General features: G+C 51.2%; 21 protein-coding genes. 11 read left to right on the plus strand and 10 right to left on the minus strand.

What is annotated here, in order from left to right; genetic code table 11:
- Positions 1–3: 3 nt before the first annotated feature.
- A complete protein-coding gene (locus H6G21_RS13185) occupies positions 4–549 on the minus strand; it encodes a hypothetical protein (protein WP_190573882.1) in 546 nt (181 codons plus the stop codon).
- Between the two features lie 152 nt (positions 550–701).
- Here H6G21_RS13185 and ruvB point away from each other — a divergent pair, with 152 nt between their 5' ends.
- Both ruvB and H6G21_RS13195 read left to right on the plus strand, forming a co-directional pair.
- Positions 702–1,874: a Holliday junction branch migration DNA helicase RuvB gene (gene ruvB / locus H6G21_RS13190; protein WP_190573883.1), complete on the plus strand. Its 1,173-nt coding sequence runs from the start codon at positions 702–704 to the stop codon at positions 1,872–1,874.
- Between the two features lie 107 nt (positions 1,875–1,981).
- A complete protein-coding gene (locus tag H6G21_RS13195; protein WP_190573884.1) occupies positions 1,982–2,851 on the plus strand; it encodes a tetratricopeptide repeat protein in 870 nt (289 codons plus the stop codon).
- Here the strand turns inward: H6G21_RS13195 and H6G21_RS13200 are convergent.
- Positions 2,848–3,615 carry a TIGR01548 family HAD-type hydrolase gene (locus H6G21_RS13200; RefSeq protein ID WP_190573885.1) on the minus strand — a complete coding sequence of 256 codons (768 nt, stop codon included), beginning with the start codon at positions 3,613–3,615 and terminating at the stop codon, positions 2,848–2,850. The genes H6G21_RS13195 and H6G21_RS13200 overlap by 4 nt on opposite strands.
- Positions 3,616–3,724: 109 nt before the next feature.
- Between H6G21_RS13200 and H6G21_RS13205 the strand changes: the two genes are divergently transcribed.
- Both H6G21_RS13205 and glgB read left to right on the plus strand, forming a co-directional pair.
- A complete protein-coding gene (locus H6G21_RS13205) occupies positions 3,725–4,024 on the plus strand; it encodes a 30S ribosomal protein PSRP-3 (protein ID WP_190573886.1) in 300 nt (99 codons plus the stop codon).
- 629 nt (positions 4,025–4,653) lie between these two features.
- Complete coding sequence (gene glgB, locus H6G21_RS13210; protein ID WP_190573887.1) at positions 4,654–6,957, plus strand: 1,4-alpha-glucan branching enzyme; 2,304 nt, start codon at positions 4,654–4,656, stop codon at positions 6,955–6,957.
- 124 nt (positions 6,958–7,081) lie between these two features.
- Here the strand turns inward: glgB and H6G21_RS13215 are convergent, their stop codons facing one another.
- The 5 genes from H6G21_RS13215 to H6G21_RS13240 all read right to left on the minus strand — a co-directional run bounded on the left by H6G21_RS13215 (position 7,082) and on the right by H6G21_RS13240 (position 12,544).
- On the minus strand, positions 7,082–8,203 hold the full coding sequence (locus H6G21_RS13215) for a hypothetical protein (protein WP_190573888.1): 1,122 nt from the start codon (positions 8,201–8,203) through the stop codon (positions 7,082–7,084).
- A gap of 514 nt (positions 8,204–8,717) precedes the next feature.
- Positions 8,718–10,064 (minus strand): N-acetylmuramoyl-L-alanine amidase, encoded by a 1,347-nt coding sequence (locus H6G21_RS13225; RefSeq protein WP_190573890.1) that lies wholly within the window; start codon positions 10,062–10,064, stop codon positions 8,718–8,720.
- Between the two features lie 91 nt (positions 10,065–10,155).
- Positions 10,156–10,797 (minus strand): hypothetical protein, encoded by a 642-nt coding sequence (locus tag H6G21_RS13230; protein ID WP_190573891.1) that lies wholly within the window; start codon positions 10,795–10,797, stop codon positions 10,156–10,158.
- Between the two features lie 174 nt (positions 10,798–10,971).
- Positions 10,972–11,634, minus strand: coding sequence for an HD domain-containing protein (locus H6G21_RS13235; protein WP_190573892.1), 663 nt, complete (start codon positions 11,632–11,634; stop codon positions 10,972–10,974).
- A gap of 7 nt (positions 11,635–11,641) precedes the next feature.
- Positions 11,642–12,544, minus strand: a complete 903-nt coding sequence (locus tag H6G21_RS13240; RefSeq protein WP_190573893.1) for a hypothetical protein — start codon at positions 12,542–12,544, stop codon at positions 11,642–11,644.
- Positions 12,545–12,864: 320 nt separating this feature from the next.
- Here H6G21_RS13240 and dnaG point away from each other — a divergent pair, with 320 nt between their 5' ends.
- The gene (gene dnaG / locus H6G21_RS13245; protein WP_190573894.1) at positions 12,865–14,799 is read left to right on the plus strand and encodes a DNA primase; all 1,935 of its coding nucleotides are present in this window, start codon (positions 12,865–12,867) and stop codon (positions 14,797–14,799) included.
- A gap of 95 nt (positions 14,800–14,894) precedes the next feature.
- Here the strand turns inward: dnaG and H6G21_RS13250 are convergent, their stop codons facing one another.
- The gene (locus H6G21_RS13250) at positions 14,895–15,410 is read right to left on the minus strand and encodes a pentapeptide repeat-containing protein (protein WP_190573895.1); all 516 of its coding nucleotides are present in this window, start codon (positions 15,408–15,410) and stop codon (positions 14,895–14,897) included.
- 118 nt (positions 15,411–15,528) lie between these two features.
- On the opposite strand from H6G21_RS13250, the gene H6G21_RS13255 reads away from it, so the two are divergent.
- A complete protein-coding gene (locus H6G21_RS13255; RefSeq protein ID WP_190573896.1) occupies positions 15,529–15,981 on the plus strand; it encodes a YraN family protein in 453 nt (150 codons plus the stop codon).
- 191 nt (positions 15,982–16,172) lie between these two features.
- Here H6G21_RS13255 and H6G21_RS13260 read toward each other — a convergent pair whose 3' ends face one another.
- Positions 16,173–16,562 (minus strand): hypothetical protein, encoded by a 390-nt coding sequence (locus H6G21_RS13260; RefSeq protein WP_190573897.1) that lies wholly within the window; start codon positions 16,560–16,562, stop codon positions 16,173–16,175.
- Positions 16,563–16,960: 398 nt separating this feature from the next.
- Here H6G21_RS13260 and queA point away from each other — a divergent pair, with 398 nt between their 5' ends.
- On the plus strand, positions 16,961–18,037 hold the full coding sequence (gene queA, locus H6G21_RS13265; RefSeq protein WP_190573898.1) for a tRNA preQ1(34) S-adenosylmethionine ribosyltransferase-isomerase QueA: 1,077 nt from the start codon (positions 16,961–16,963) through the stop codon (positions 18,035–18,037).
- 35 nt (positions 18,038–18,072) lie between these two features.
- On the opposite strand, the gene priA is transcribed toward queA, so the two are convergent.
- Positions 18,073–20,517, minus strand: coding sequence for a primosomal protein N' (priA, locus tag H6G21_RS13270; protein WP_190573914.1), 2,445 nt, complete (start codon positions 20,515–20,517; stop codon positions 18,073–18,075).
- Between the two features lie 1,085 nt (positions 20,518–21,602).
- Between priA and H6G21_RS13275 the strand changes: the two genes are divergently transcribed.
- From H6G21_RS13275 to rpmB, 4 genes are all read left to right on the plus strand, one after another.
- A complete protein-coding gene (locus tag H6G21_RS13275) occupies positions 21,603–22,796 on the plus strand; it encodes an RNA polymerase sigma factor, RpoD/SigA family (RefSeq protein WP_190573899.1) in 1,194 nt (397 codons plus the stop codon).
- Positions 22,797–22,931: 135 nt separating this feature from the next.
- A complete protein-coding gene (locus H6G21_RS13280) occupies positions 22,932–23,138 on the plus strand; it encodes a glycogen debranching protein (RefSeq protein ID WP_190573900.1) in 207 nt (68 codons plus the stop codon).
- Between the two features lie 124 nt (positions 23,139–23,262).
- Positions 23,263–24,441 (plus strand): aspartate aminotransferase family protein, encoded by a 1,179-nt coding sequence (locus tag H6G21_RS13285; RefSeq protein ID WP_190573915.1) that lies wholly within the window; start codon positions 23,263–23,265, stop codon positions 24,439–24,441.
- Positions 24,442–24,598: 157 nt separating this feature from the next.
- On the plus strand, positions 24,599–24,835 hold the full coding sequence (gene rpmB / locus H6G21_RS13290) for a 50S ribosomal protein L28 (RefSeq protein WP_190573901.1): 237 nt from the start codon (positions 24,599–24,601) through the stop codon (positions 24,833–24,835).
- The last annotated feature ends 344 nt before the right edge of the window (positions 24,836–25,179 follow it).

The following is a 25,179-nucleotide window of genomic DNA, read 5'->3' on the forward strand; positions in this document are numbered from 1 at the left end:
AAGCTACGGAGAGATTAGTGGCTCAATCGCCGCCAGGATCGCAGCCTTCTGTTCGTCATCATAGCCCCAGCGCGCTAGGAAATCTGCATACTCGCCACGGCCTTGGGTAATTGACTGCTGGAGGGCCATTAAGCGATTTTGCACGATCGGGAGATGGAGGCCCTGGATCAGTTGCCGCGATCGCTGCTGGGTGAGGTGGGATCCCGCCGCCATCTCCGGATGGCCGTTGCGCCGATGGGTCAGTTCCATCGCAGTGGACATGGCCAGATTTTTCGCCATCAAATCAGCAATCAACTCGGGATTCGTGCGCAACCCTTGGGCCACCGCCTCCGTGGGCCGATCGGCGCGGGCAAATTCTCCTGATAGATCCCCCGATAGAAAAGTCACTAAAAAGCCCCGTGCCCCATTTGGGGTGGCCACCAGCGCCGTAATCGCCGCTGTCAGCACATCATCCGTCGGCTGAGCGGCTAGGAGATCCTGGGCGATCGCGATCGCCTGTTCAAAGGTGACCTCTGGGGGAATGGTAAAGGTTAAATCAATGTCCGCCATTTTTGTTCAATTGCTTGCGATTAGGGCGACTGTTCTGAGTTTAGCGAGTTCAGCGTGAGTTCAGTTTAAGTTCCGTGGTATAGGCTATTAGTAGGTCTGTCCTAATCCTCTGCCACCGTTGACCCCGCAAGCTTTTCCCTGATGTTGAATGTATGGCGATCATTTCCTCCAAGCAACCCAATCCCGATCCACCTGAGCAGGGGCAGTTACCCCTCCCAGAACCGTCGATCGCCCCAGCACGACGATCGCGCACCGTTCGCCCTGCCCGTCAGGAAGCCGATCCCATCCAACCACTAGACCGATCGAAGAACGAGTTATTACAGCCGGAATCAGCCCCAGAAGAGACGCTACGGCAAGAGGAAAAGATTCGGCCCCAGAGCATTCGGGAATACGTGGGTCAGCGGGATTTGAAAGACGTGCTGGACATTGCCATCCAAGCGGCCAGAGGACGGGGCGAGTCCCTCGATCACCTACTGCTCTACGGCCCACCGGGATTGGGAAAAACCACCATGTCACTGATCCTGGCGACGGAAATGGGCGTTAATTGCAAAATCAGCAGTGCACCATCGTTGGAGCGACCTCGGGATATTGTGGGCCTGCTGATGAACCTACAACCAGGGGATGTGTTGTTTATTGACGAGATCCACCGTCTGCCCCGCGTCACCGAGGAAATTCTCTATCCCGCCATGGAGGACTTTCGCATCGATGTGACGATCGGCAAAGGCCAGAGCGCCCGCACCCGATCGCTCAAACTGCCCCCATTTACCCTCGTCGGAGCCACCACCCGCGTGGGAGCCTTGACTTCCCCCCTGCGCGATCGCTTTGGTCTGATCCAACGCCTGCGGTTCTATGAACTGGACGAACTGACGGAAATTGTTCTGCGGACTTCAACCTTACTGGAAACGCCGATTACCCCACCGGGAGCCGAAGAAATCGCCCGTCGATCGCGGGGCACCCCCCGGATTGCCAATCGCTTGCTCAAACGGGTGCGGGACTACGTGCAAGTCAAAAGCAGTGGCCCGATCGATGACGCGATCGCCGCCGAAGCCTTGGAACTATTTAACGTGGATCCCTGTGGCTTGGACTGGACCGATCGCCGCATGTTGACGGTGATGATCGAGCGCTTTAACGGTGGGCCAGTGGGCTTGGAAACCATGGCCGCCTCCACCGGGGAAGATGCCCAAACGATCGAAGAGGTCTACGAACCCTACCTGATGCAGATCGGTTACCTCAGCCGCACCCCGAGAGGCCGCGTCGCCACCGCCGCCGCTTGGAAACATCTAGGCTACGAACCCCCCAGCAGCCAACTAACCCTGCTATCTTAAAGATTTGTAAAAATAGGCTCAGCGGTTCTAGCGATCGCCCATGAGTTGGGGCAGTGATATCAAATTGACTGGTTTACCGATTTGTTCACCGTGGGGGGAATTGGATCATGCGTCGTTTATTGTCTTGGGTTCTTGGATTGTGGGTGGGGATCGCTGGATTCTGGAGTCACCCCATGCCCTCGATCGCTGCGGTAACAGTGGCTCCAAGTCCGGCTCCTGCCCAAGAGGAAGCGGCTGAGGAGGTGCTGGAGCAAGCTTCGCCCCAGGAGTTTTTCAAGCAGATTGCCGACCTGCGGGAAAAAGCCTTTACTGCCACCAATGAAGGCAAATTTGCCCAGGCCGAGGACTATTGGACGACTCTTTTGCAAAAATTGCCCAACAATGCCGCCCTGCTCAGCAATCGCGGCAATGCACGGGTCAGCCAAGGCAAACTAGAAGCCGCGATCGAAGATTTCAACGCCGCGATCTCCCTCTCGCCCAATGCCCCCGATCCCTACCTGAACCGAGGGGCCGCCTTGGAAGGCTTGGGCCAGTACGAAGCCGCGATCGCCGACTATGACCATGTGCTGGAACTGGATCCCAACGATGCCGCTGCTTATAACAATCGGGGTAATGCTAAAGGCGGCCTGCGGCGCTGGGGAGAAGCCCTGACTGACTACCGCAAAGCGTCATTGTTAGCCCCGGATTTCGCGATCGCCCGGGCCAATGCCGCCCTCGCCATGTATCAAATGGGCGACCTCAAAGACTCGATTCGGGAAATGCGCAATATTATTCGCAAGTATCCCCGGTTTGCGGACATGCGAGCAGCTTACACAGCGGCTTTATGGGCGATCGGGCAACGGGATGAGGCCGAAAGCAATTGGGCCTCTGCGATCGAACTGGATGCCCGTTACAAAGATCTCGATTGGGTGAAAACCGTCCGCCGTTGGCCCAATGACATTACCGTCGCCCTAGAAAAATTCCTCAAACTGTCCTAGAGGATCCCGTCTAACCAAGCGGGGGTTATCTCCCGCACAGAACTCACCACCCGATCGGCTCCGGCTTGGCGTAATCCGTCACTGTAAGCCTCTCGACGGTCTGCATCAGCGGCAATGTGGGGTGGCAATACCCCTAACCCGAGCCAGCGGCGATCGGGCTGTATTTGACGGGCCTGCACCACCGTGTGCATATCCGCCACCGTGTCCCCCACGTAGGCCACCGGACGATCACCCGGATGCTCTCCCAACTGGGTCAGTGCCGCAAACAACCCCGTGGGATCCGGTTTCCCCGGCGCGTCTTCCATAGCCACTAGCAACGGTGATCGCAACCCCACCCGCTGGGTCAGCACAAACGTCGCTGAAGCCGTCGTCGCCCCACTAAAAAAGCCCCACTTGACCTCAGCAGCCGTCAACGCATCAAAGTAGGCCGCATCCACCAACAGCGGTTCCTGGGTGATGTAGCCCGTCCAGGTGCCATCCGGCTGCTCCCCGCGATATTTGCCCTGGAAAAAGGCCACGATCGTTTCATAGCTGAGATCCACCTGCGATCGGGGTTGCCCCTGCTGCTCAAAATAGCGGTAGATCAATTCCTGGGAGGCTTCCCAATCGTTATTCCACAACCCTTCTCCCTTAAGGGCATCAATCTCCTGGGGCGTGGGTCGGTAGGCACCCTGGGTAAACTGTTCCACCGTGTCTGCCAAGGCCCGCCGATAGGAACCCGCCACATCCCGAATCACACCATCAATGTCGAACACTAAAATCATTGCCCGTTCCTCGATCGACTCCAGCCTCTAGAACATCCAAGATTACCAATTCCTGGTACAATTATGGGCTGTACTTATTTAAAGCTTGGGACTGCGCTGGAGGCTAGGTTTGTCGAAGTTTATCTTAAAGGTTCTTTGGCTCGATAAAGATGTGGCACTTGCCGTTGATCAGGTCGTTGGAAAGGGTTCTAGCCCGCTGACCTGCTATTTCTTCTGGCCGCGCAATGATGCGTGGGAACAAATGAAGACCGAATTGGAATCCAAGCACTGGATTTCTGAAGTCGATCGCGTGGAATTGCTCAACAAAGCAACAGAAGTCATCAACTACTGGCAAGAAGAGGGCAAGAGCCGCCCTGTAACGGAAGCTCAATCTAAATTCCCCGATGTCATGTTCAGCGGTAGCGCCTAATCCTGCTGCCTAACGCTCAACTGAAACGCTGAAGAGCCTCCCATTGCATTCAAAATTGAACTGCCCTCCCCTGAACTGACAGGTTCACCGACCCAAAGTTCACTTAATCAAGGGTTCGCAAAGTCCTGATTCCGCTGGAGTTGGGGCTTTGTTTTTTAGGGAAATGCTCTCCAAACCTCCTAAAGGCAGACTGCAACCGAAAAACAGATCGATAGAATTGGCCAGTCATCCAAGACACTGACCCGTAATCCAAGTAATCTAGGAGTGCCAGATCCCATTTCGGGTTATCCATTTCACCCAACCGATCGATCCGCAGGGAAGCGTTACGTTCCCTATGAACAGTCCACTTTAGAAAAATCCGTTAGATCGATCGGCAGTCCAGTCGGAATCCTGGGGAGGAAATCATTAAGACTTTCAACTTTCAAAAGGATTTGGTAGGTTTGATGTCAACTCATCCTGGTAAGTTTGATGTCAACCGATTCAACAGCACCAAGTTGGGTGACGACACCGACCCAATAAGCAATTCTGATTAAGTTAATTTCCATAACGAATTGAAGGAGGACGGGTTCCCCCTGAATCCTGATTTTTTTGAGTTCTTTGAGATAATTCCGTTGGTAAGGTAGATCCGCATGACAAGCACCCTCAGCCCCGAACAGGTCGCACGTATTATTGGTAACCAGCATCAGGATCCGTTCGAGGTTCTCGGCGCTCATCAAATTGAACAAAATGGCAGGCTCGTCTGGGTCATTCGGGCCTATCAGCCGACCGCCGACAAGGTTTGGGTGGTCTGCCCCGAAGAGCGGACGGAATACCCCATGCAACCGCTGCACAATCCCCATTTCTTTGAATGTGTGGTGGATCTGCCGGAACTCAGTAACTATCAACTGCGGATTCAGGAAGGGAGTCACGAGCGCGTCATTTACGATCCCTACGCCTTTCGATCGCCCTGCCTGACCGATTTTGACCTGCACCTGTTCGGCGAAGGCAACCACCACCGCATCTATGAAAAGCTGGGGGCGCACCTGGCCGAAGTGAGTGGCGTGAAGGGCGTCTACTTTGCAGTCTGGGCTCCCAATGCCCGCAACGTTTCTGTCCTGGGTGACTTTAACCAGTGGGATGGGCGGCAACATCAAATGCGCAGAGGCCCCACGGGAATTTGGGAACTCTTTATTCCCAGCCTGACAGTCGGCACCGCCTATAAATATGAGGTGAAAAACCAGGACGGCCACATTTACGAAAAGTCCGATCCCTACGGATTCCAACAGGAAGTCCGGCCTAAAACAGCCTCGATCGTGGCGGATCTGGATACCTACCAATGGAATGACACCGCTTGGATGGAGCAGCGACGCCAATCGGAGCCGATGCACGAGCCCATCTCCGTCTACGAAGTTCACCTGGGATCCTGGCTCCATGCCGCTTCGTCCGAACCCGCTGTATTACCCGATGGCACGCCGGAACCCGTGGTCGTAGTATCCGACCTGAAGCCCGGTGCACGGTTCCTCACCTACCGGGAATTGGCGGACAAGCTGATCCCCTACGTGAAGGACGCAGGCTTTACCCATATTGAACTCTTACCGATCGCGGAACACCCCTTTGATGGGTCCTGGGGCTACCAAGTCGTGGGCCACTACGCCTGCACCTCCCGCTTTGGCACCCCCCAAGATTTCATGTACTTCGTGGATCAGTGCCACCTCAATGGCATCGGCGTCATTGTGGATTGGGTTCCGGGTCACTTCCCCAAGGATGGCCACGGGCTCGCCTTCTTCGATGGCACCCACCTCTACGAGCACGCCGACCCCCGCAAGGGCGAGCACAAGGAATGGGGCACCTTGGTGTTTAACTACGCCCGCCATGAAGTGCGCAATTACCTCGTGGCCAATGCCCTGTTCTGGTTTGACAAGTACCACATCGATGGGATTCGGGTAGATGCCGTGGCCTCCATGCTCTACCTGGACTACAACCGCAAACCCGGCGAGTGGGTCGCCAACCAATACGGCGGACGGGAAAACATCGAAGCGGCAGATTTCCTGCGGCAGATGAACCACGTGATCTTCAGCTATTTCCCCGGCATTTTGTCGATCGCAGAAGAGTCCACCTCCTGGCCCATGGTCTCCTGGCCGACCTACGTGGGGGGGCTAGGGTTCAACCTGAAGTGGAATATGGGCTGGATGCATGACATGCTGGACTACTTCAGTATGGATCCCTGGTTCCGCCAATTCCACCAGAACAACATCACCTTCAGCATGTGGTATAACCACAGCGAAAACTTTATGCTGGCGCTCTCCCACGATGAAGTCGTGCATGGCAAGAGCAACATGCCCGGAAAAATGCCGGGGGATGAATGGCAGAAATTTGCCAACATGCGCTGCCTTTATACCTACATGTTTTCCCATCCCGGCAAGAAAACCCTGTTCATGAGCATGGAGTTTGGCCAGTGGAGCGAGTGGAACGTGTGGGCGGATCTGGAGTGGCACCTGTTGCAGTTCGAACCGCACAAGAAGTTACTCTCGTTCATGTCCGCGCTGAATCAGGTTTACCGTAGCGAACCTGCCCTCTATAGCCAGGACTTTGCGGAGCCTGGGTTTGAATGGATCGATTGCAGCGACAATCGCCACAGTGTGGTGTCGTTTATCCGTCGGGCCAAGGATTCCGAGGAATACGTGGTGGTGGTGTGTAACTTTACGCCCCAACCCCACGCCCACTACCGAGTCGGGGTTCCCGATGCCGGGTTCTACCAAGAAGTCTTTAACAGCGATGCTCGGGAATTCGGCGGTAGCAATATGGGCAACCTCGGTGGCAAATGGACGGAGGACTGGGGCTATCACAATCGGCCCTATTCCTTGGATCTCTGTCTGCCCCCCCTGGCAACGGTCATCCTCAAGCTCGATCGGAACAAGAAGCCCTCTCTACCAGGGCAGACCGAGGAGGGTTAACGTAGATCCAGGGTTAACGTAGATCCACCCTGCTGTAGGGTAAGTCAACGGTAGGATGCGATCGCTGGGGCTATTGTGCTCGGGCGATCGCATCCTTAAACAATATCCAATCAAAAAATATTCCCTAAGCCAGTGATAGCCCTTGGGGGTAAGCTAAAGTGAAGATGCGCCCCTCTTTAATTAAATTTCCTCTACAGATAACAACTCTCCTCTCTTGATTTGCAATAGATGCCAACCTGTAGTCTGTTTCAGCAAGTTCTACTTTGATTTTTCTTTCTCTATCGTCTACTCTACTAAGCAATGTGACTGATCCTGTTGCATCTTTTCTCTGCCTTTCGAGTTTGATGACTTCTCCTCGAACTTCAAAGTTCTCATAAACATGCGCTTTCAGCCGTCTTCCTAACCGCGCCACACTAGGCATTATTCTTGAAGGAAAAATAATTTGTGTGCCTACATCTTCAGGAACTCCAATTGCAGAGGCCCAGTTTAAATTGATCTCCAATCCTTGTTGTTTTCCACTATTATGAATTCCCATCAGAGCTGCACAGAGGTTAGCACTGATCCCTTGCTGAATCTCATTATTGGAGACTAGAAGATCATGTCGGGAAGATGAAGCGATCTCTTCTGCAACATGTTTTGTTGTTTCCAGTGATTTAAAGAGTTTCTTAACGACAGCACGTTCAAAAGGCTCAGAAGAATCCAGAGAGAGTTGCATAGGAGAAAGCGGAGACACAATCGATAAGACATAGCTGCCTCGCTTGGTTTGTCCCAAGCGCACCTTTTCTACATACCGACTGGCTCGAGGTGGTCTAGTCCGCTCAAAATGAGCTTTTGGCTCAACAGTAGAGGATGCAACAGAAAGTAACAAGTCTCTAGCATGACGAATTAGATGAACACCGTCATGCAAGGGCATGGTTCCATCCTCGAAGCTAGGATGTGTTAATCGAATATCAATAATGTCTGCGACACTACCAACCAAACTGGTTAAAATTTCGATTTGAGATCGATGCTCTACAGCTTCTAAAGTCTTCAAAACTTCACTCATACGAATCGGAAAGTCTCGAAACTTAGGATTCAATGGTAAAAGAACTTCAAATTGTGATTCAGGTTCGCTACCTAACGTCCAGATTGAAGCTTTATCAGGCAAAAAGCTTTCTTGTTGCCAGCCATTCATCTGAAGGTAGGTGGCAACTTGGTTGGGTTCAATAGATTGAAGGGTTTCAGGGTCTCGAATTGTCGCTTTCATGGGGCATCTCCTGAGGCAACAATCTGTAATAGCTGTCTGAGTCCATCAACGGTTAATCGATTTGCCTGCGGGACGTGAATTGATACACTTGTTTTGTTGACTTTCTCTGATTGTCCCCTAATCGACGCCCAATAGCCACAGTATTTAACCAGAGTTTCATGATCAGATTGTACTGTCCACTGTGAAATATCATTTGGGACAACCACTACAATCAAGATTCGGGGCACAAGGATGTCTGTTATCCGTAAGTCATCATAGTTTTTCATCTTCAAAGGGTAGCTGAACCCCTTTGGGCCAATGGGGAAATTACTCATGTAACATTTCAGCTGAACATCAAGCTGTGGACGTGAGATCAGCCCTGAGAAACCCTTACCTTGGATATTAAAGTCAACGCTATCGTCATCTACATCTGATTTGGACAACTTACAACCCGCAGTTGACGCAACGATTTGGAGATAACCGTTGCTGAATTGTTCTTGTTGCTGAGTGATGTGCATCTTAGCCACATTCAGAATTACAACAAGCCAGCGGTTTCATACAACCGGCGGAGAATTCCCAAGATTTTATCGCCGTAGTTCAGATCTTCCCGCCAGCGTCCGCTGAGTTGACCCACCAACGGTGCAATGCCCCGTGTCACAAAGCGAAACCGTGGATCGACATTTTCCTGCACCAAGGGCTCCGTACTGGCATAGGCTTTCAGGTGTTGAATATGGGCGCGTACCCCAATCCGCGCACTGGCGAATGATGCACCCTCCGTCCCACCACCGACGGTGCCCAACGCCCCAAAATTATTCTGGCTCGCCTTAATGTCTCCCCCAAATCGCAGGTAGTTCGTCTCTAAACACATCTGCGCAAAGGCAATATCGTAATCCACGCCTTCGATCGACCCTTCTTCCCGATACAGTTTGGCAATGTCCGGGTAATCGCGCACCGCTAATTCGTTGTTCGTCTTGAGGAACATCATCATTTGCAGTTCCGTGGTTTTGCCATGTTCCATGATGCGATCGAAGGAGCCAGGACAAATTTTCAGGATCGATTTCAAGATCACCGTGCGGGTCTGGGAATCCCAACCAACGGAAATGTTGTAATCCCGCAGTTCGATCGCCTTAACAAACACGACATTACGATAGGTAATCCGCCGCACCGCTGGCACTTGGGACAGATCAACCCCTAGGCGATCGGCCAGGTCAATGGGAATGTAGGAGTTTCCATTGACCAAGATTCCCTGTTCACCATAGCTTTGGCCGTTCATATTAATGGTCACCGGCGGATAAACCGGCTGGGGCGGTTGAGACGATTCCACATCCTTCAGCCAAGCTTGCACCCCATCGGCAATGCCCAGAGCCAAATCCCGCCGCTGATTTTGGATGATGAAGCGATCGTCGGGATTGGTCAAAAAGCCGATTTGCAGTAACAGAGAAGGCGTCACCAACTGACGGCAGAAGGCGAGATTACCAACCCCCACGGTGGTATCCGGCTTGGCTCCGCGATTGGGCAACTGCGGCACCCGTTTAGTCAACGCCAGCAGCAACAAATCTCCGTGGCGTTTGCGTTGATCATTTTGGTTAATGTAAAAGGCGCTACATCCCCGCACCAAGGGATTGCTGGCGGAATCGGCATGAATTTCCAGGGAGACATCATCGTTGCGGCCCCGCAGGTTAATCCAATCTAGGGTTTGCTGCAAGCTCAAGTCATCGGGGACAGCCAACACCTCCAATCTGCGCGATCGTAGTTCCGTTAAGACCATATCCCGCAGCAAAATCATTTCCCGCGCTTCTGTGGTTCCTCCCGCCACAGAACCTGGATCGGATTTGCCATTTTCTAATCCCCCGTGGGCTGCGGAAAGAAAGATTCGTCCCATACCGATGTCTTCTATGATGCTTGTCCATTATGGACGAAGAATTAGGGAATGCAGCGGCAAGCTCACACGGTTCTATTCCCTACCTTCCGGGTCAGTTCTTTTGCCGCATCACGTTCACAGCATCCAACGGAGTCCCTAAACACGGTTCTTTACGACCATTCTCAACTTGGCGACGGGACACCGCTTCTTGAAAGGTGCGAATCACTTCAGAATCTTTAGGATCTAATAATCGGGCCTCGATCGTGAACCCAATGCCTTTAGAGGATTGATCGCCGATCGGAAAAGGCCCTGATTGCCAAACACCTTTTTTTTGACCGACGGGCAGAATGATTTCCTCGTAGTAATAACGTTTGATGGCGGGGGCGTAGATGCACAACCAGGGACTGTAGCGATCGGGAATCGAGTGAAACGTGCCTTGAAACTTCACCTGCATAGACACTTCACTATTATTAGCAGGAGTCAAAATTTTCAGTTGAGCTTGGGCAACCGGATCATGGGTCGTTTTAAAAAAGCCTTGAAAACTTTCAAACAGTTGCGTTGAAGCCGTCACGATCTCGGCCAGACTCCCCACAACCCCACTCACCACCAGCAATCGACGATTCAAAGGATGCTGCGACAAAATCTCATCCACTGTCTCACCACAAGTCTCGCCACTAGCCGGGGATGACTGGACAGAAGAATTCGGCGTTCGATCGTCACTTTGATCGTCGCTGGGTTGAGGAGAATCAGCCATGACGTAGACCTTTCATTCGGTGGGGCGATTCACTAGGTGGGGCGATGGGTAGAATTTCCCTGGCTTTACACAGTGGCTTTACACAGTGGCTTTACACAACAGAGTCAGCGACACCCAAACCTTGCTGTCAGGATAATTCGGCCCGATTACTCAATTCACTCTTGGAAAGATAATTTAATATTCCGACCTTTCAGGCGATATTTCAGATTGGCCGTCGATCGCCGATGCAAGGGATACTGGCGCGTCTAAAAGATATCCCTGGTCGATCGCCGCTTGCAGCAAAGCCTCTACATAGTCACCTAGCACAGGCGCACCCACTCCGATCGACTGAGCACGGCGGCGCACTTGATCCGCTGTCACCTGATTCTTCTGCCAACTGTGCCCTTGGGTTTGGTAGTTGTGCAGGATAGGTTGCAGGCGATCGAGGGCTGCGGCGAACTGGGCATCCGCTGTTTCCCTCGCTTCAAATTCCTGCCAGAGCGGATAGAGATCCGCTTGGAGTTCGATCGGCAATAGGCCAAATAAGCGATCGGCAGCTTGCTGTTCCCGATCGGCTTTAGTCGTCAGAAGCTGCTCGTCATAACAAAAGGTATCGCCTGCATCAATTTCCACCAAGTCGTGAATCAGCAGCATTTTCAGCACCCGTAGCAAATCCACGGACTGCGCCGCATATTCCTGTAATACGATCGCCATCATGGCCAAATGCCAGGAATGTTCTGCATCGTTTTCCCGGCGGGAACCATCGGTCAGCAAAGTATGCCGCAGCACCTGTTTCAGGCGATCGATTTCCAAAATAAACGTCAGTTGTTGTTGCAGCCGGGGCGAGGCAGGTAGCATTGATCGATCACAGAGGGTTATTGTGCGCTCCCATTGTAGAGCTCGGAAGTGTAGCACTCGGATCATCATCAGCAATCCCAGGTTCACAGTAGCGCTGGGTTGAGGCTGCCTGTTGCAAACTGTAGGAAGCACTGGGTACGAGGATAAACTCGCTGGCTCCGATCGCTTTGGTGAGATCGAGACGATCGGTCTTCTGTGGAGCTGGCGCATTACCCCAGTCATAGGTATAGCCCAAGCCCGTCCAAGGCACTCCCGGCCCACTGCGAAAACTTTGGAAGTAGAGATTTTTGTAAAACGCAGGGTAGTCGGCAATATTTTTCACCGTCGGTTTGCTGGCATTACTGGCATCAAACGTCAGTGCACATTGCCGATCGGTAATACTGGGATTAACGCAGGGACGAAACAGATCCGTCGGACTGACCCACATTTCCACAAACAGGTCATACGGCCAATCGGGATGGAGTCCTAGGTATTGCTTGAGCCGCTGGTTGAGATCGGAGATCGAGGCGTGGGGATATTTTTTTAAATAGTTTTGGCAGAATTCCTTCACCTGCGGGGCCGCCGTCACCCAGACCACAAACGCTTCACTGGCCGATGTATGGGTGGTGGGTTTGATGAAGCGATCGTAGGCCGCTTGGCTTTTCCAAGTCACCACCAGCAGCCGGGTTTTATTGGCATTCCACACCAGTTTGGGATTGTCCGGCGTAATCGGCCAGAGGGAATCTACATTTTCCCCCGGTTCCACCTTGGCCGCATCCTGCACCGCAGATTGGTAGAGAGGATTTACCTGCGGTTGCGGTTGTGGTTGCGGTACCGATGGTGCAGGTGATTGAGCCAACCCTCGGCAGGGAATCAAGGATACTGCACCTAAGGCAAACGCTAGCCAGAATCTTTGCAGAGAACGTTTCATCCTGATTGCACCCTCATCGTGGCTGAAAGATTTCCTTTTAGGGTAGACAATCTCGCTGCAAATTTCCAGATCATACCTGACCAGCTAACAGTTATGGGGAAATTGGTATTAAATTAGTACATAAAAACTATAAAAGAGGGTTAAGTACGCTAAATCTGTTTGAAGCACGCTAAATCTAATGTATGCATGTCTACCGCGTTCTATTCGCCCAGGTAAACCGATTCCTGCCGAAAACCGACTGGAAAACGATCGGATCGATCGCCCAAAAATCCTGTTAAAGTTTAGCCATTCAACCTGAACTGTCCAACCTGCGCACTGCCATGAACGTTCCTCGTCTGCATCCAGACACGATCGAAGCTGTCAAAGAGCGTGCTGATATCTACGATGTCGTTTCGGAACATGTCGTCCTGAAAAAGCAGGGCAAAGATTTTGTTGGTTTCTGCCCCTTCCACGACGACAAACGCAATCCCAGCTTCAGCGTTTCCCCCAGCAAACAGTTTTATTACTGCTTTAGCTGCGGGGCGGGGGGCAACGCGATCAAATTTTTGATGGAGATTGGCAAACGCAATTTCAGCGAAGTGGTGCTGGATTTGGCCAAAAAGTACCAAGTTCCGGTGAAAACCCTGGACGTGGAACAACGGCAGGAACTTCAGCGCCAACTCTCCGTGCGGGAGCAACTGTACGAAATTCTGGCCCTGACTGCAAAGTTCTACGAATATGCCCTGCGGCAACCGACGGGGCAGACCGCACTCAATTATTTAATCCAGCAGCGGCAGCTTTCGGAAGAAACGATTCAGCAATTCCAGCTCGGCTATGCACCGGGCGGCTGGGAAACCCTCTACGGCTATTTGGTAGAGCAGAAAAAATATCCCGTGGCCTTGGTGGAGCAGGCCGGATTGCTGGTACCGCGCAAGGAAGGTGGCGGTTTTTACGATCGTTTCCGGGATCGCTTGATGATTCCAATTTTGGATCTGCAAGGTCGGGTGATTGGCTTTGGGGGCCGATCGCTGGGCGATGAGCAACCGAAATATCTCAACTCGCCGGAAACCGAACTGTTTGACAAGGGCAAAACCCTCTACGGATTGGACAAAGCCCGCGCCGCGATCGCCAAAACCGACCAAGCGATCGTAGTGGAAGGCTATTTTGATGTGATTGCCCTGCACGCCGCCGGGATTACCAGTGCCGTCGCGTCCTTGGGCACCGCCTTGGGCAGCCACCAAGTCCGACAACTCCTGCGCTACACCGAATCCAAACGGGTAGTGTTTAACTTCGATGCCGATCGGGCAGGCGTCCAGGCCACGGAACGGGCGATCGGGGAAGTGGCCAACCTGGCCTACCAAGGTGATGTGCAATTACGGATCCTCAATATTCCCGACGGCAAGGATCCCGATGAATTCTTAAAACACCACGCCACGGCTGATTATGAGCGATTGCTGGATAATGCGCCCCTGTGGATCGATTGGCAAATCCAGCAGGCGATCCACCCCCGAAACCTCCAGCAGCCCGATCAGATGCAGGCGGCCACGGAGGAATTGGTCAAATTACTGGGAAATTTACCTAATCCGACCTTAAGAACCTATTACATCCAGAAATGCTCGGAATTACTCGGCCAGGGCAATACCCGACTCGTCCGGCAGATCGAAGAGAATCTACGGCTCCAGGTTAAAGGGCAACGCTGGCACGGTCGATCGGCCAAATGGCAAACTCCCGGTGACCGATCGCTTCTGGAAGAAGCCGAGTCCCAACTGTTGCAACTGTATCTCCATGCCCCCCAGCATCGTTCCACAATTGTGGAAGTCTTGGAAGAGCGCGATTTGGAATTCAGCCAGTCCCACCATCGTTTTCTCTGGCGACAAATTTTAGAAATTCAAGCCGCGAATCCCACCGCCTCAGAATTTGTCGCGCCGGATGCGCCAGATTTGTTGACTTTGCTGCGCGATCGCTGCACTGAGTTCCCCACGGAAATGACGCAGGTGTATCGCCTGTTTGAACTGGATGAAAAAACCACCACGGATATTCAGCGGGCGGAACTAGTGATTCGTACAGCCGCCGCTGCCATGGAGCGGGTCATGTGCGAAAAGCGTCGCCGACATTTTCTCGATTTGTGGAAAAATACTGACTTCGTGACGTCCCCGGATCTGGGGCAGTATTACCAGCAAAAAGTTTACGCCGAAGATCAACGGATTCGTGAACTCGATCGGCAGCGGCAAGTGAACTTTTCCGATCTCGTGCTCAGCCCTTGGGTAGGCGAGTGACGCCAAACAGAAACCGGGGTTCTTTGGCAAATTTAGGCAAGAAGCCTAGTTGTCCGTAGAACCCCGGTTTCTAACATCCCCAACGCTAGTCGCGCCTATTCATCGCAATACAGCGTTTCGCGAGTCTCTCGACCTGTGACGGAATTGCGGCCTGTGGCCAACTTGCAGAGCAACAGCCGCGTATCTTCCCGCATCTGGGTATCGGTGAAGTCCGCACCGTCAATCTTCGAACTCTCGAACTTGGCATTGAACGCAAAGGCCCCTTCCAAATTGGCATCGCTCAAGTCCGCCTCAGAAATGCGGGCACTGTCCAACGTGGCATTCCGCAGATCCGCACCCACGAGGTTCGATGCTTCCAAATTCGCAGCAAAAAAGCTGACCCCTTGCAGGTTGGCATGGCTAAAATTTGATTCCCGCAGGTTGGCATGGTTGAAGCTGGAATCGGTTAAATTCCGGTTAGAAAAATCTCGGCCTACCAGAAATTCCTTGTTATAGTCCTCTGCCCAGGCTGGAGTCAGCGTGCACAGTAACCCGATCGCGACGATCGCCACCCACAATGCCAAGCGCTGAAACTGTGCAGCAAGCTTTTCAATCCGTATTTCGGTACGCATTTCGGTACGCATTCACCAACTGAATCTTTTCAAACAATCTGCCTATTCTTAGATCGTACATCGGTGGGGCACGGTCGTAACTCGGGGAATCCTAGAAAAGACCGTGAGCAACACAGCCATGAGCAGTCCCTCTTCTACCCATCCCACCCCCGATCCTGGCCTCCTAGGAGAACAGTTAGTGGCCCAATGGGTCGCCACAAAAGGCGGCACTGTCCTGTATCAGCGCTGGCATTGCCGCTTTGGCGAATTAGATGTCGTGGCACTCAATGCCGCTGGCGATCTAATCTTCATCGAAGTCAAAACCCGCCAGCCCTACAACTGGGATTCCGATGGCTCCCTCGCCGTCACCCGTCAGAAGCAAACCAAACTCTGGAAAACCGCCCAAATATTTCTGCTCAAACATCCCCAGCACCGCGATCGCCCCTGCCGGTTTGATCTTGCGTTGGTTCATTGTTCTCCCCGATCGCACAGCCAACCCGATCACCCTGGATTTAGCCGCACGATCGCAAACTACCACTTAACTTTGGTGAATTATTTAATCAACGCCTTGGAATTTAACCAGCGTATCTAACTGACCTGCAACGAATCCCGATGGAACTAAATGGAACTAAACTGACTGAATTGATTCGCTCAAGAGTGATTCGCTCAATTCAGTCCTTACCTAGCTTGCTCAACCCACTCAACCCAAGCATTTAACGCCTAGGCAACCTCATAAAACCGAGAATCTGCTCATCATAAGCACTTCTCCGCTCACCACCTGCCCTAAGCTAAGGTCTCAGGGCAATAACCTAAACCCTGCACAAACTGGCCTCGAAAGGCTTCGATTTCCGCCCGATCGGGTTGGCCATGGGACACCACTGCTATTTGGTAGCGTTGCATCACATCGATCGGCATCTGGCCCATCTCTAACCCCCAAAGGGCCATCTGGACACGAACATTGGGTTCATAGGGAATGCCCAGCTCATTCAGGAAGGCGCGAAAATCACCATCCTGCTGCGGGTTAAGTGGGTGTTCAAACTTAACTCGCACCACCCATCCATCAATTTGATGAATCACCGTCATGAAGAGAAGCGGCAATTGGGTATTCGCATGCAGAAACTCAACAATCCGAAGGGTGAGGCTGGCATTCGCAAGGTAGTAAAGATAATCCATACAAGATGTCCTCGCAAATGCGACACTTTCAATCATCGACGGCAATCCGCTGTAAATGTAGGGGAATATCCCCCAACCTAGGAGCGGGAACCTACCCAAAAAAAGTGAATTTCCAGGGAAGAAATTTTTGAGGCTAAATTTTAGTTAATGTTGATTAAAAAATGTATTAATAGGTACATTTATAAGTCCTAACTTTACAATTACCAACGATTAGTGAAGTTAGTTTTTGGACTCTATCGTTATTGTACACATTCTCCATACTTTACAATTACCAACGATTAGTGAAGTTAGTTTTTGGACTCTATCGTTATTGTACACATTCTCCATAGTTCTATACATTCCCTCTAGTTCCATTCCCCTGTACGCTGATTGTCTAGACTTTGTTCCGATACAATTCCATGGATCTCGATCGCAGCCTCTCGGCCTACGACTACACCTTACCGGAGACACAGATTGCCCAAAATCCCGCCCATCCCAGGGATCATTCTCGGCTGATGGTCATCTCCGATCGCTCCCAGCATCGTCATCAACATTTTTATGAGCTAGAGCAATTCCTCCAACCGGGCGACCTGTTAGTGATGAACAACACGCGGGTGATTCCGGCGCGATTGTACGGCCACAAGCCCACCGGTAGCCAAGTTGAAGTTCTCTTATTGGAGGAAAAAAGTCCTAACCAGTGGCTTGCACTGGTCAAACCGGGTCGCAAGTTACAACCCGGTGCAGTGATTGAATTTACGCCGATCGCCCCCCAGAACACATCCGTGCAATTAGCTGCAACCATCCTCGATCGGGACAGCGCTACGGGAGGCCGACTCCTGGAATTCCGCACTGCAACGAATCAGTCTTTGCTAGAAGTGATTGAGCAATACGGGCACATGCCCTTGCCGCCCTACATCCAGGACAGCCAATCCACCCCGGAGCAATACCAAACGGTCTACGGCGATCGCCTCGGATCCGCCGCTGCCCCCACAGCAGGCTTGCACTTCACCCCAGAATTACTGGAACGGTTAACCCAAAAGGGGGTGGATCGCACATTTGTTACATTACATGTCGGCGTGGGCACCTTCCGTCCCGTGGAAGTGGAGGACATCACCCAGCACGAGATGCATGGGGAGTGGATTGAAGTCCCAGCGGAAACCGTTGAAAAGGTGCGGCAAACCCAAATCAATGGGGGGCGCGTGATTGCCGTGGGAACAACCTCTGCCCGATCGCTCGAAGGAGCCTCCCAGCGATCGGGGAAGCTGGAACCCTACTGCGGCAAAACGGAGATTTTTATCTATCCCGGTTACGATTGGAAAACCGTGGATGGAATGATCACCAATTTCCACCTCCCGAAATCCAGCTTGATGATGATGATCAGTGCACTGATTGGCCGTCAGCGACTGTTGGATCTCTACGCAGAAGCGATTCGTGAGAACTACCGTTTTTATTCCTTCGGGGATGCCATGCTGATTTTGCCCGAGGCCAAAATTTAGCCTGGATCGCTATCCATTTCCGACCACACCACCCGTCACAACAAATTCATCGGATCAATGTCGATCGTTAAGCTGACGGACTGGCCGCAGTACGATCGAAGGGTAGCTAAGTCCGGCAAATTGGGGACACTTCCCAGAGGACTCTTCAGTAATATTTGCCAACGGTAGCGCTGCGCCACTCGTAAAATCGCCGCCGGGGCGGGGCCGAGGAGTTCATAGTTTGCATCCGGTTTTGCATCCAGCTGCGTCAGAACTTGGGCTACCCGATCGGCAGCTTTTTGCACCGCCACGGCATCGGGACTACTGAACTTCAGCAAAATCAGCCGTCCCGTAGGCGGATAATTCAACGCAGCTCTCAGGGGCAATTCCGCTGCTACAAAGGCCGCATAGTCCTGTTTCACCACTGCCTGCACGACGGGATGCTCCGGCGTGTAGGTCTGCAAAATCACGCGACCAGGGTCAGCTCCACGCCCCGATCGGCCCGCCACCTGCAGTAGGGTTTGAAAGGCCCGTTCACTGGCCCGGAAATCCTGGAGATGGAGTAACCCATCTGCCGCCACAATGCCGACCAGCGTCACCTGGGGAAGATCAATCCCTTTGGTCAGCATTTGTGTCCCGACTAGGAGATCCGCGTCCCCATTGGCAAAGCGGGTCAGTAAAGCGCGATGGGCTCCTTTGGTGCGTGTTGTATCACTGTCAAATCGCAATACCCGCAGCTCTGGAAATAACTTTGTTAACTCTTGGGTCACTTTTTGAGTCCCGCTGCCAAAATGTTTGAAATAGGGAGAGGAACAGTCGGGACAATGCTGAGGTTGAACTTGAGTATATCCACAGTAATGACACCGCAATAACTCCACCGCATCCGCATGGGTGTGATGATAAGCCAGCGGAACATCACAGTTGGGACAATCCATCACATAGCCACAACTGCGACAGGAAACGTGGGTACTATGGCCACGACGATGGATAAATAAAATTCCTTGCTGTCCAGTTTGTTTAAGCTGAGTAATATGTTCTTGCAACGCTCGACTGAACATCGATCGATTACCAGATTGCAATTCCCATCGCATATCTACAACTTGAATCTGGGGCATGGGTCGATCGTGAATTCGTCGGGGCATGGAGAGATAGATCGAGTCCGATCGCTGGGCCGTAGCCCAACTTTCAAATGACGGGGTAGCAGACCCTAAAATTAAGGGACAGTTTGCAAGCTGCGATCGCCATTGGGCCACCGTCCGGGCATGGTAGCAGGGAACGGGTTGATCTTGTTTAAAACTGGAGTCATGTTCTTCATCTAGAATAATCAACCCCAAATTCGGCAGGGGCGCAAAAATAGCCGATCGGGTGCCAATCACAACCTGGGGCTGTCCCAGCAGCATTTGCCGCCAGGTATCGTAGCGTTCACCATCGGATAGGGCACTGTGATACACGCACACCCGATCGCCAAACCGCGCCCGAAAGCGATCGGTCAATTGCGGCGTTAACCCAATTTCCGGCACCAACACCAACGCCGATTGCCCCTGCTGTAACAGAGGCGCGATCGTTTGGAGATAGACCTCCGTTTTGCCCGATCCCGTCACCCCATGCAACAGCACTTGCTGAGAGCCTTGCAACGATCGCAGATTAGCCAAAACCTGGGTTTGATCCGCAGTTAACACTTTGGCCATGTCGGCCTCGATCTCAGACTGTTCCTGACGCAGTATTTCACGCAGTTGCAGCGTCACTAAACCTTTTTTTTCTAAGGTTCTGACAACAGAAACACTGACTTGACACTGTTGCAGTAATTCCGCCAGCCAGACCTCTCCCCCTCGCCGCTTCAGCTGATCCAAAACGGCCCGCTGCCGATCGCTCAGCCCTTCGCTCTGATCAGACACCCAGGTCACCGTTTGCTGTTGTTTTGTCCGAATCTGCTCTGGGGGCTGTAAATAACTTTCCACAAGCCCTAAGGACTCTAGTTCCTGAGCCGCTCGATTGGCCCCTTTAATTTTCTGCTGAATAAACTTCCAGGAATAATCTCCCGTTTTACTCTGTTGCAACAAATTCCATAATTTTTGAGCGGGCAAGGTTAATTCAGGCAATGCGTCCGGTTCACTTTGTTGGCCGGTTTGGCAGCGCAGACGACGTTGCGATCGCGTCAGCAATCCTGGCGGTAATGCAACCCGAATCACCTGCATGAGGGAGGTTTGGTAATAGGTTGCCACCTGGTTTAACAATTGCCAGTAGGTGGAGGGAAAAAAGGCACGACTGACGATCGACTCCACTGGACGAATTTGCTGCGGATCCAAATCATCGGTTAAGGCATTGAGCCAACGAATCGCGATCGCGCCGACCTGCTGCGCCCCAAAGGGAACTGTCAACACATCCCCCACTGCAATCTCCATACCCTGGGGGACGGTATAGGTGTATAGCCCCTGGGCTCCTGGACAATCCACCAAGACTTCTATCCATGGGCTCATGGGAACGATCGCCCCATCAGGCATAATTGCAGCACTATCCAAAGGTGACACAGGCACGCTTTCCAACAATATTTCCCACAATACTTCCCAATGAGCTGATTAGAATCTTCTCCCTGAATATAGCGAACTTTACTATAGCCATTTGCCTATAGCAAATTGTCTACAGCGACTGTATTGGAAAGTACTGAACTCCAATGCGTCATACAAAATTGAGCCCCATAGCCCCCCCTATACCGTTAACCCGCTAAAGCTTAAGAAAAAGTGCAGAACTTCCTACAACAGCTAAGAGAATGCTAAAAAATCTACACTTAGAAAAGTTTTCTGAGTGTTTTACTTCCCAAAAAACAGTCATGGATATTGTCTCCCATTGAACCAAAACGCCAAAGTTAAGAGCGAGTACTTAAACTCAGTTAAAACTCATCCAACAGTTTTACAGCCTTTTAGGCCAATTCTTGACCCGCTTAAAGTCGGTGTAGCTGCTGATTATGAACCATTTGTCCAGCACTCTATGTCACAACTCTACGCTGAAACAGATCGTCTATTTATTTCTAGCTGATAATAAGGGATGTAAATTTTTCAAGAATTTCGTTAAATTAACTACAGAATATAATTATTCAAACTTTAAAATTGTAGGTCTACGGAAGTTAGGTCCATGGAAGTCTCAGAAGAGGGTAAATGCTCTCTCAGCAAGACTCAGGCTTACAAAATGCATCAACCAACTTCTACCGTTTCAGAATTTTTTGCATCTTTCCTTATAGTTTAGCTAACTGCCGTAGTAGCAACCTTTTTCACTGAGTTTGCCACTTAGCTGAGCGTGTTCCTAGCAAGTCTTGTTGCTCCGTCTAGAATAGGGCTGAGCTATCTAGTTCAATGATTCAACCTAATTCGTTCAGTTGAGCAGTTTCCAATTCCAATATTGTCATCTTTGCAAAAAAATCCCATGAGTACGGGTTGAACTGTCTTTCGGTTGTGAATCATTTAACTAATGGACTAACAGTTGAAACAGCAAGTCTTTTTAGAGTCTTTCAAATAACTGTTCCCTGCTTTATTCTCTACACTCCACTAATCATTTTTCACTGAATATTTAAACCCCCATCCATCATTTTAAAATGAGCAGAAAATCAAATTCCACCTCTCATTTAGAAGTCCTTTCCAGTGAACCTCGATCGAACTCAGGAGAGTCATTAGAGTCTATACAAGCGGATTCATTTGGTAATTTTTTAGACATCGATAAAGCTGACCTCATCACCCTGGAAGTTTTTGATGAACCTGATGGGTTTGATGACTCCAGTAACCTGGAATCCTTAGAAGAGACTGCACAACCTACTTGGACAGCGACCTATAGCCGTGGGATCTCAGATGATGCGATCGGGTCTTTTTTCAAGGAAATGGCTCGCTATCCCTTATTAAAAGCAGATCAAGAAATTGAACTGGCACGCCAAATCCGAACTGGCAACGAGATTGAGCGCCATCGAGAGAATTTGACAACAGCGCTCGATCGAGCACCTACAAAATTGGAATTAGCCAATCATCTGAGCTTTACCGAAAAACAACTGGATCATCAGCTGCACCTAAGTCGGGTGGCTAAACGGACAATGATTCGCTCTAACCTCCGTCTGGTTGTCTCGATCGCAAAGCGCTACTTGAATCGTGGAGTTCCGTTCCTAGATTTGATCCAGGAAGGGGCTTTGGGTTTGCACCGTGCCACTGAAAAGTTTGATCCAGACAAAGGATATAAATTCTCTACCTATGCCTATTGGTGGATCAGACAGGGCATTACACGAACGATCGCAAACGATGCCAGAACCATCCGTTTACCCATCCATATTGTAGAAAAACTCAATAAGCTGAAACGGGCTCAACGTGATCTTCGGCGAGACCTCGGCAGAAATCCAACGGAGGCAGAATTAGCTACATCATTAGCAATTCCCCTAGATCAAGTTGCCTATCTTCAGCAAGTACGCCGCCAATCGCTATCCCTCAACCATCGAGTCGGCAAAGGTGAAGATACGGAATTACTGGATTTATTAGAAGATGGCATGACCCAGTCTCCTGAAGCTCAAATGAGTGAAGCTGTCATGCGGCAAGAAATTACTGAAATCTTGGGCACTGTTCTGACGCAACGGGAGCGTGATGTCATTTCGCTGCGGTATGGCTTAACCACCAGTAAACCTTGCACCCTTGAGGAAGTGGGCTGTATTTTTAATCTTTCTAGGGAACGGGTTCGACAAATTCAAAGTAAGGCCATGCGCAAGCTGCGACGGCCCCAAGTGGCTGAGCGTCTTAAAGGCTGGCTAGGGTGACTTTTTCCTTGAGTGACCGGATGTTTAACTCGGGATGCATAGGCTGGCTATCCGTATGACAATGAAACTTATCCAGATTTGTTATGGATAGAAGTTTCCCCCGTTGCCTTGCGGTTTGATACAGGAGATCAGGAAATGAAAATTTGGGTCAATGAACAGTTGGATCCAGCTGGATTACTTTATGTCTGTATTGCTTGCTGTGACGAACAACAAGCCCAGGACTGTCGTCAATCCTTTGAGGAAAATTTGACCCAGCAGCAAAAATCAGCAGGCTGGATAGTTAGGACTCGAACAGTAGAATCTTGGGATGAAGTCCCGGCCAGTGCGTTAAAACTGGACTAAATTGAATTGAACCCTTGAATTGATCTACCGTTGCGAGGCGATCGTTGTGAGTCTGAATACCCTGATTAAGTCAGAGCAGTCAGTTGCTGAACCTGGTAGCTCTGAACCATTTGATACCTGTGTGATGTCAACCTATGGGCGTTTTCCCTTAACCTTAGTGCGGGGGGCAGGGTGTCGGGTCTGGGACGATCGAGATCGCTCCTACTTGGACTTTGTGGCAGGGATTGCAACCTGTACCCTAGGCCATGCCCACCCAGCAATGGTGCAGGCTGTGACCCAGCAGATGCAGACCCTGCATCATGTTTCCAATTTGTACTACATTCCACCCCAGGGTGATTTGGCGAAATGGTTGGTGGATCATTCCTGCGCCGATCGCGTCTTTTTCTGTAATTCGGGTGCTGAAGCCAATGAAGGCGCGATTAAGCTAGCCCGCAAGTATGCCCATGTGCGTCGGGGAATTGAAAATCCGGTGATTGTGACTGCTCAAGCCAGTTTCCATGGGCGAACCCTAGCAACCGTCACTGCTACCGGCCAACCCAAATACCAACAGAACTTCAGTCCCTTGGTTCCAGGGTTTCACTATGTTCCCTATAACGATTTAGCTGCACTGGAAGCTGTGATTGAAGCGTTAGATGCAGAGACTCCTCAAGTCGCAGCAATTCTTTTGGAACCCTTGCAAGGTGAAGGCGGCGTCCGCCCCGGCGATCAGGCTTATTTCCAACGGGTTCGTCAGTTGTGTGATGAAAAGGAGATTCTGCTGATTCTGGATGAAGTGCAAACTGGGATGGGACGCACAGGACATCTTTGGGGCCATGAAACGTTGGGGATTGAACCGGATATTTTCACATCTGCAAAGGGGTTAGGGGGGGGCGTTCCGATCGGCGCTGTTCTGTGCAAAGCGTCCTGTGATGTTTTCCAACCGGGGGATCACGCCAGTACCTATGGTGGCAATCCTTTAGTCTGTGCAGTGGCTCTATCGGTTTGTCAGACCCTAGAACGGGAGCACATTCTCCAGAATGTGCAGCAGCGAGGTGAGCAGTTGAGGTCGGGGCTTCAGACCTTGGCTAGCAAGTACCCTCACCTGATTTCCGAAGTGCGAGGATGGGGCTTAATTAATGGTTTGGAATTGAAGCCTGATCAACCGGTAACTGCGATCGAAGTGGTTAAAGCAGCGATGCAAGAGGGCTTGTTACTCGTTCCTGCAGGGCCCCAGGTCGTGCGATTTGTCCCCCCGTTAATCGTTAGCGCAGAAGAAGTTGAGCAAGCTTTAGCCCTATGTGATCTGGCTTTAGCACAGGTTTAGTCCTAGGGATGTAGGCTAGAGCAACTGTCTGCAATCCAGACGACTGGCGGGTGCAATGATACTGCCCGCTGAATTCGCTCTTTGCGATTGGCAGTTGATCTGTATACAATGAGAGACTGCATGAAATGTCGAACATTCACAGCTTGGAGAACGAAGCATGTCCCGTGTATGTCAGTTGACTGGCAAGAAAGCTAATAATGCCATGGCGGTGTCCCACTCTCACCGCCGGACAAAAAAGCTGCAAGAAGCTAATCTGCAATGGAAGCGCATTTGGTGGCCGGAAGGAAATCGCTTTGTGCGTTTGCGCCTTTCTACAAAAGCAATCAAAACCCTGGAAATCAAAGGTCTATCCGCTTTTGCTAAGCAAGCAGGGCTCAATCTAAACAAACTGTAAATCTCTACTCGAAGGTTGTTGTCAAATCAACCACTCAGATGGTGCAGATTAGCCAATGGGGGCGATAGTCTTGAAACTTAAGACTATCGCCCTTGGTTATTTTGAGGGAATTTGGCGGGAAATCTTTCCCTTAGCAAAAAGATACTCATCTAAACTTTACGTGATCGGGTTTATCAAAGGCTGCGATCGCGGGTACGTTAGGAATAATCCGACAACTCTAAGCAATTTTGGCAAATAACTTACTAGATTTTGCCGATTAACACAGTCGAGGAATCTGTTTTGCTGAATTCTACGGAGTCAATTGGGAGGAAAATCGCCCTATCTTCATGGGTACAAGCTACTTC

Source organism: Alkalinema sp. FACHB-956, from assembly GCF_014697025.1.
Taxonomy (GTDB): domain Bacteria; phylum Cyanobacteriota; class Cyanobacteriia; order Leptolyngbyales; family Leptolyngbyaceae; genus Alkalinema.

Excerpts from the sequence above, each read along its gene's own strand:
- H6G21_RS13280 (WP_190573900.1), top strand. The coding sequence starts at position 22,932 with ATGAAAATTTGGGTCAATGAACAGTTGGATCCAGCTGGATTACTTTAT.
- H6G21_RS13185 (WP_190573882.1), bottom strand. The coding sequence starts at position 549 with ATGGCGGACATTGATTTAACCTTTACCATTCCCCCAGAGGTCACCTTT.
- glgB (WP_190573887.1), top strand. The coding sequence starts at position 4,654 with ATGACAAGCACCCTCAGCCCCGAACAGGTCGCACGTATTATTGGTAAC.
- H6G21_RS13285 (WP_190573915.1), top strand. The coding sequence starts at position 23,263 with ATGTCAACCTATGGGCGTTTTCCCTTAACCTTAGTGCGGGGGGCAGGG.
- H6G21_RS13200 (WP_190573885.1), bottom strand. The coding sequence starts at position 3,615 with ATGATTTTAGTGTTCGACATTGATGGTGTGATTCGGGATGTGGCGGGT.
- H6G21_RS13240 (WP_190573893.1), bottom strand. The coding sequence starts at position 12,544 with ATGAAACGTTCTCTGCAAAGATTCTGGCTAGCGTTTGCCTTAGGTGCA.
- H6G21_RS13225 (WP_190573890.1), bottom strand. The coding sequence starts at position 10,064 with ATGGGACGAATCTTTCTTTCCGCAGCCCACGGGGGATTAGAAAATGGC.
- H6G21_RS13260 (WP_190573897.1), bottom strand. The coding sequence starts at position 16,562 with ATGGATTATCTTTACTACCTTGCGAATGCCAGCCTCACCCTTCGGATT.
- queA (WP_190573898.1), top strand. The coding sequence starts at position 16,961 with ATGGATCTCGATCGCAGCCTCTCGGCCTACGACTACACCTTACCGGAG.
- H6G21_RS13195 (WP_190573884.1), top strand. The coding sequence starts at position 1,982 with ATGCGTCGTTTATTGTCTTGGGTTCTTGGATTGTGGGTGGGGATCGCT.
- dnaG (WP_190573894.1), top strand. The coding sequence starts at position 12,865 with ATGAACGTTCCTCGTCTGCATCCAGACACGATCGAAGCTGTCAAAGAG.
- H6G21_RS13215 (WP_190573888.1), bottom strand. The coding sequence starts at position 8,203 with ATGAAAGCGACAATTCGAGACCCTGAAACCCTTCAATCTATTGAACCC.
- H6G21_RS13275 (WP_190573899.1), top strand. The coding sequence starts at position 21,603 with ATGAGCAGAAAATCAAATTCCACCTCTCATTTAGAAGTCCTTTCCAGT.
- H6G21_RS13230 (WP_190573891.1), bottom strand. The coding sequence starts at position 10,797 with ATGGCTGATTCTCCTCAACCCAGCGACGATCAAAGTGACGATCGAACG.
- ruvB (WP_190573883.1), top strand. The coding sequence starts at position 702 with ATGGCGATCATTTCCTCCAAGCAACCCAATCCCGATCCACCTGAGCAG.
- H6G21_RS13255 (WP_190573896.1), top strand. The coding sequence starts at position 15,529 with ATGAGCAGTCCCTCTTCTACCCATCCCACCCCCGATCCTGGCCTCCTA.
- H6G21_RS13235 (WP_190573892.1), bottom strand. The coding sequence starts at position 11,634 with ATGCTACCTGCCTCGCCCCGGCTGCAACAACAACTGACGTTTATTTTG.
- priA (WP_190573914.1), bottom strand. The coding sequence starts at position 20,517 with ATGCCTGATGGGGCGATCGTTCCCATGAGCCCATGGATAGAAGTCTTG.
- H6G21_RS13250 (WP_190573895.1), bottom strand. The coding sequence starts at position 15,410 with ATGCGTACCGAAATACGGATTGAAAAGCTTGCTGCACAGTTTCAGCGC.
- rpmB (WP_190573901.1), top strand. The coding sequence starts at position 24,599 with ATGTCCCGTGTATGTCAGTTGACTGGCAAGAAAGCTAATAATGCCATG.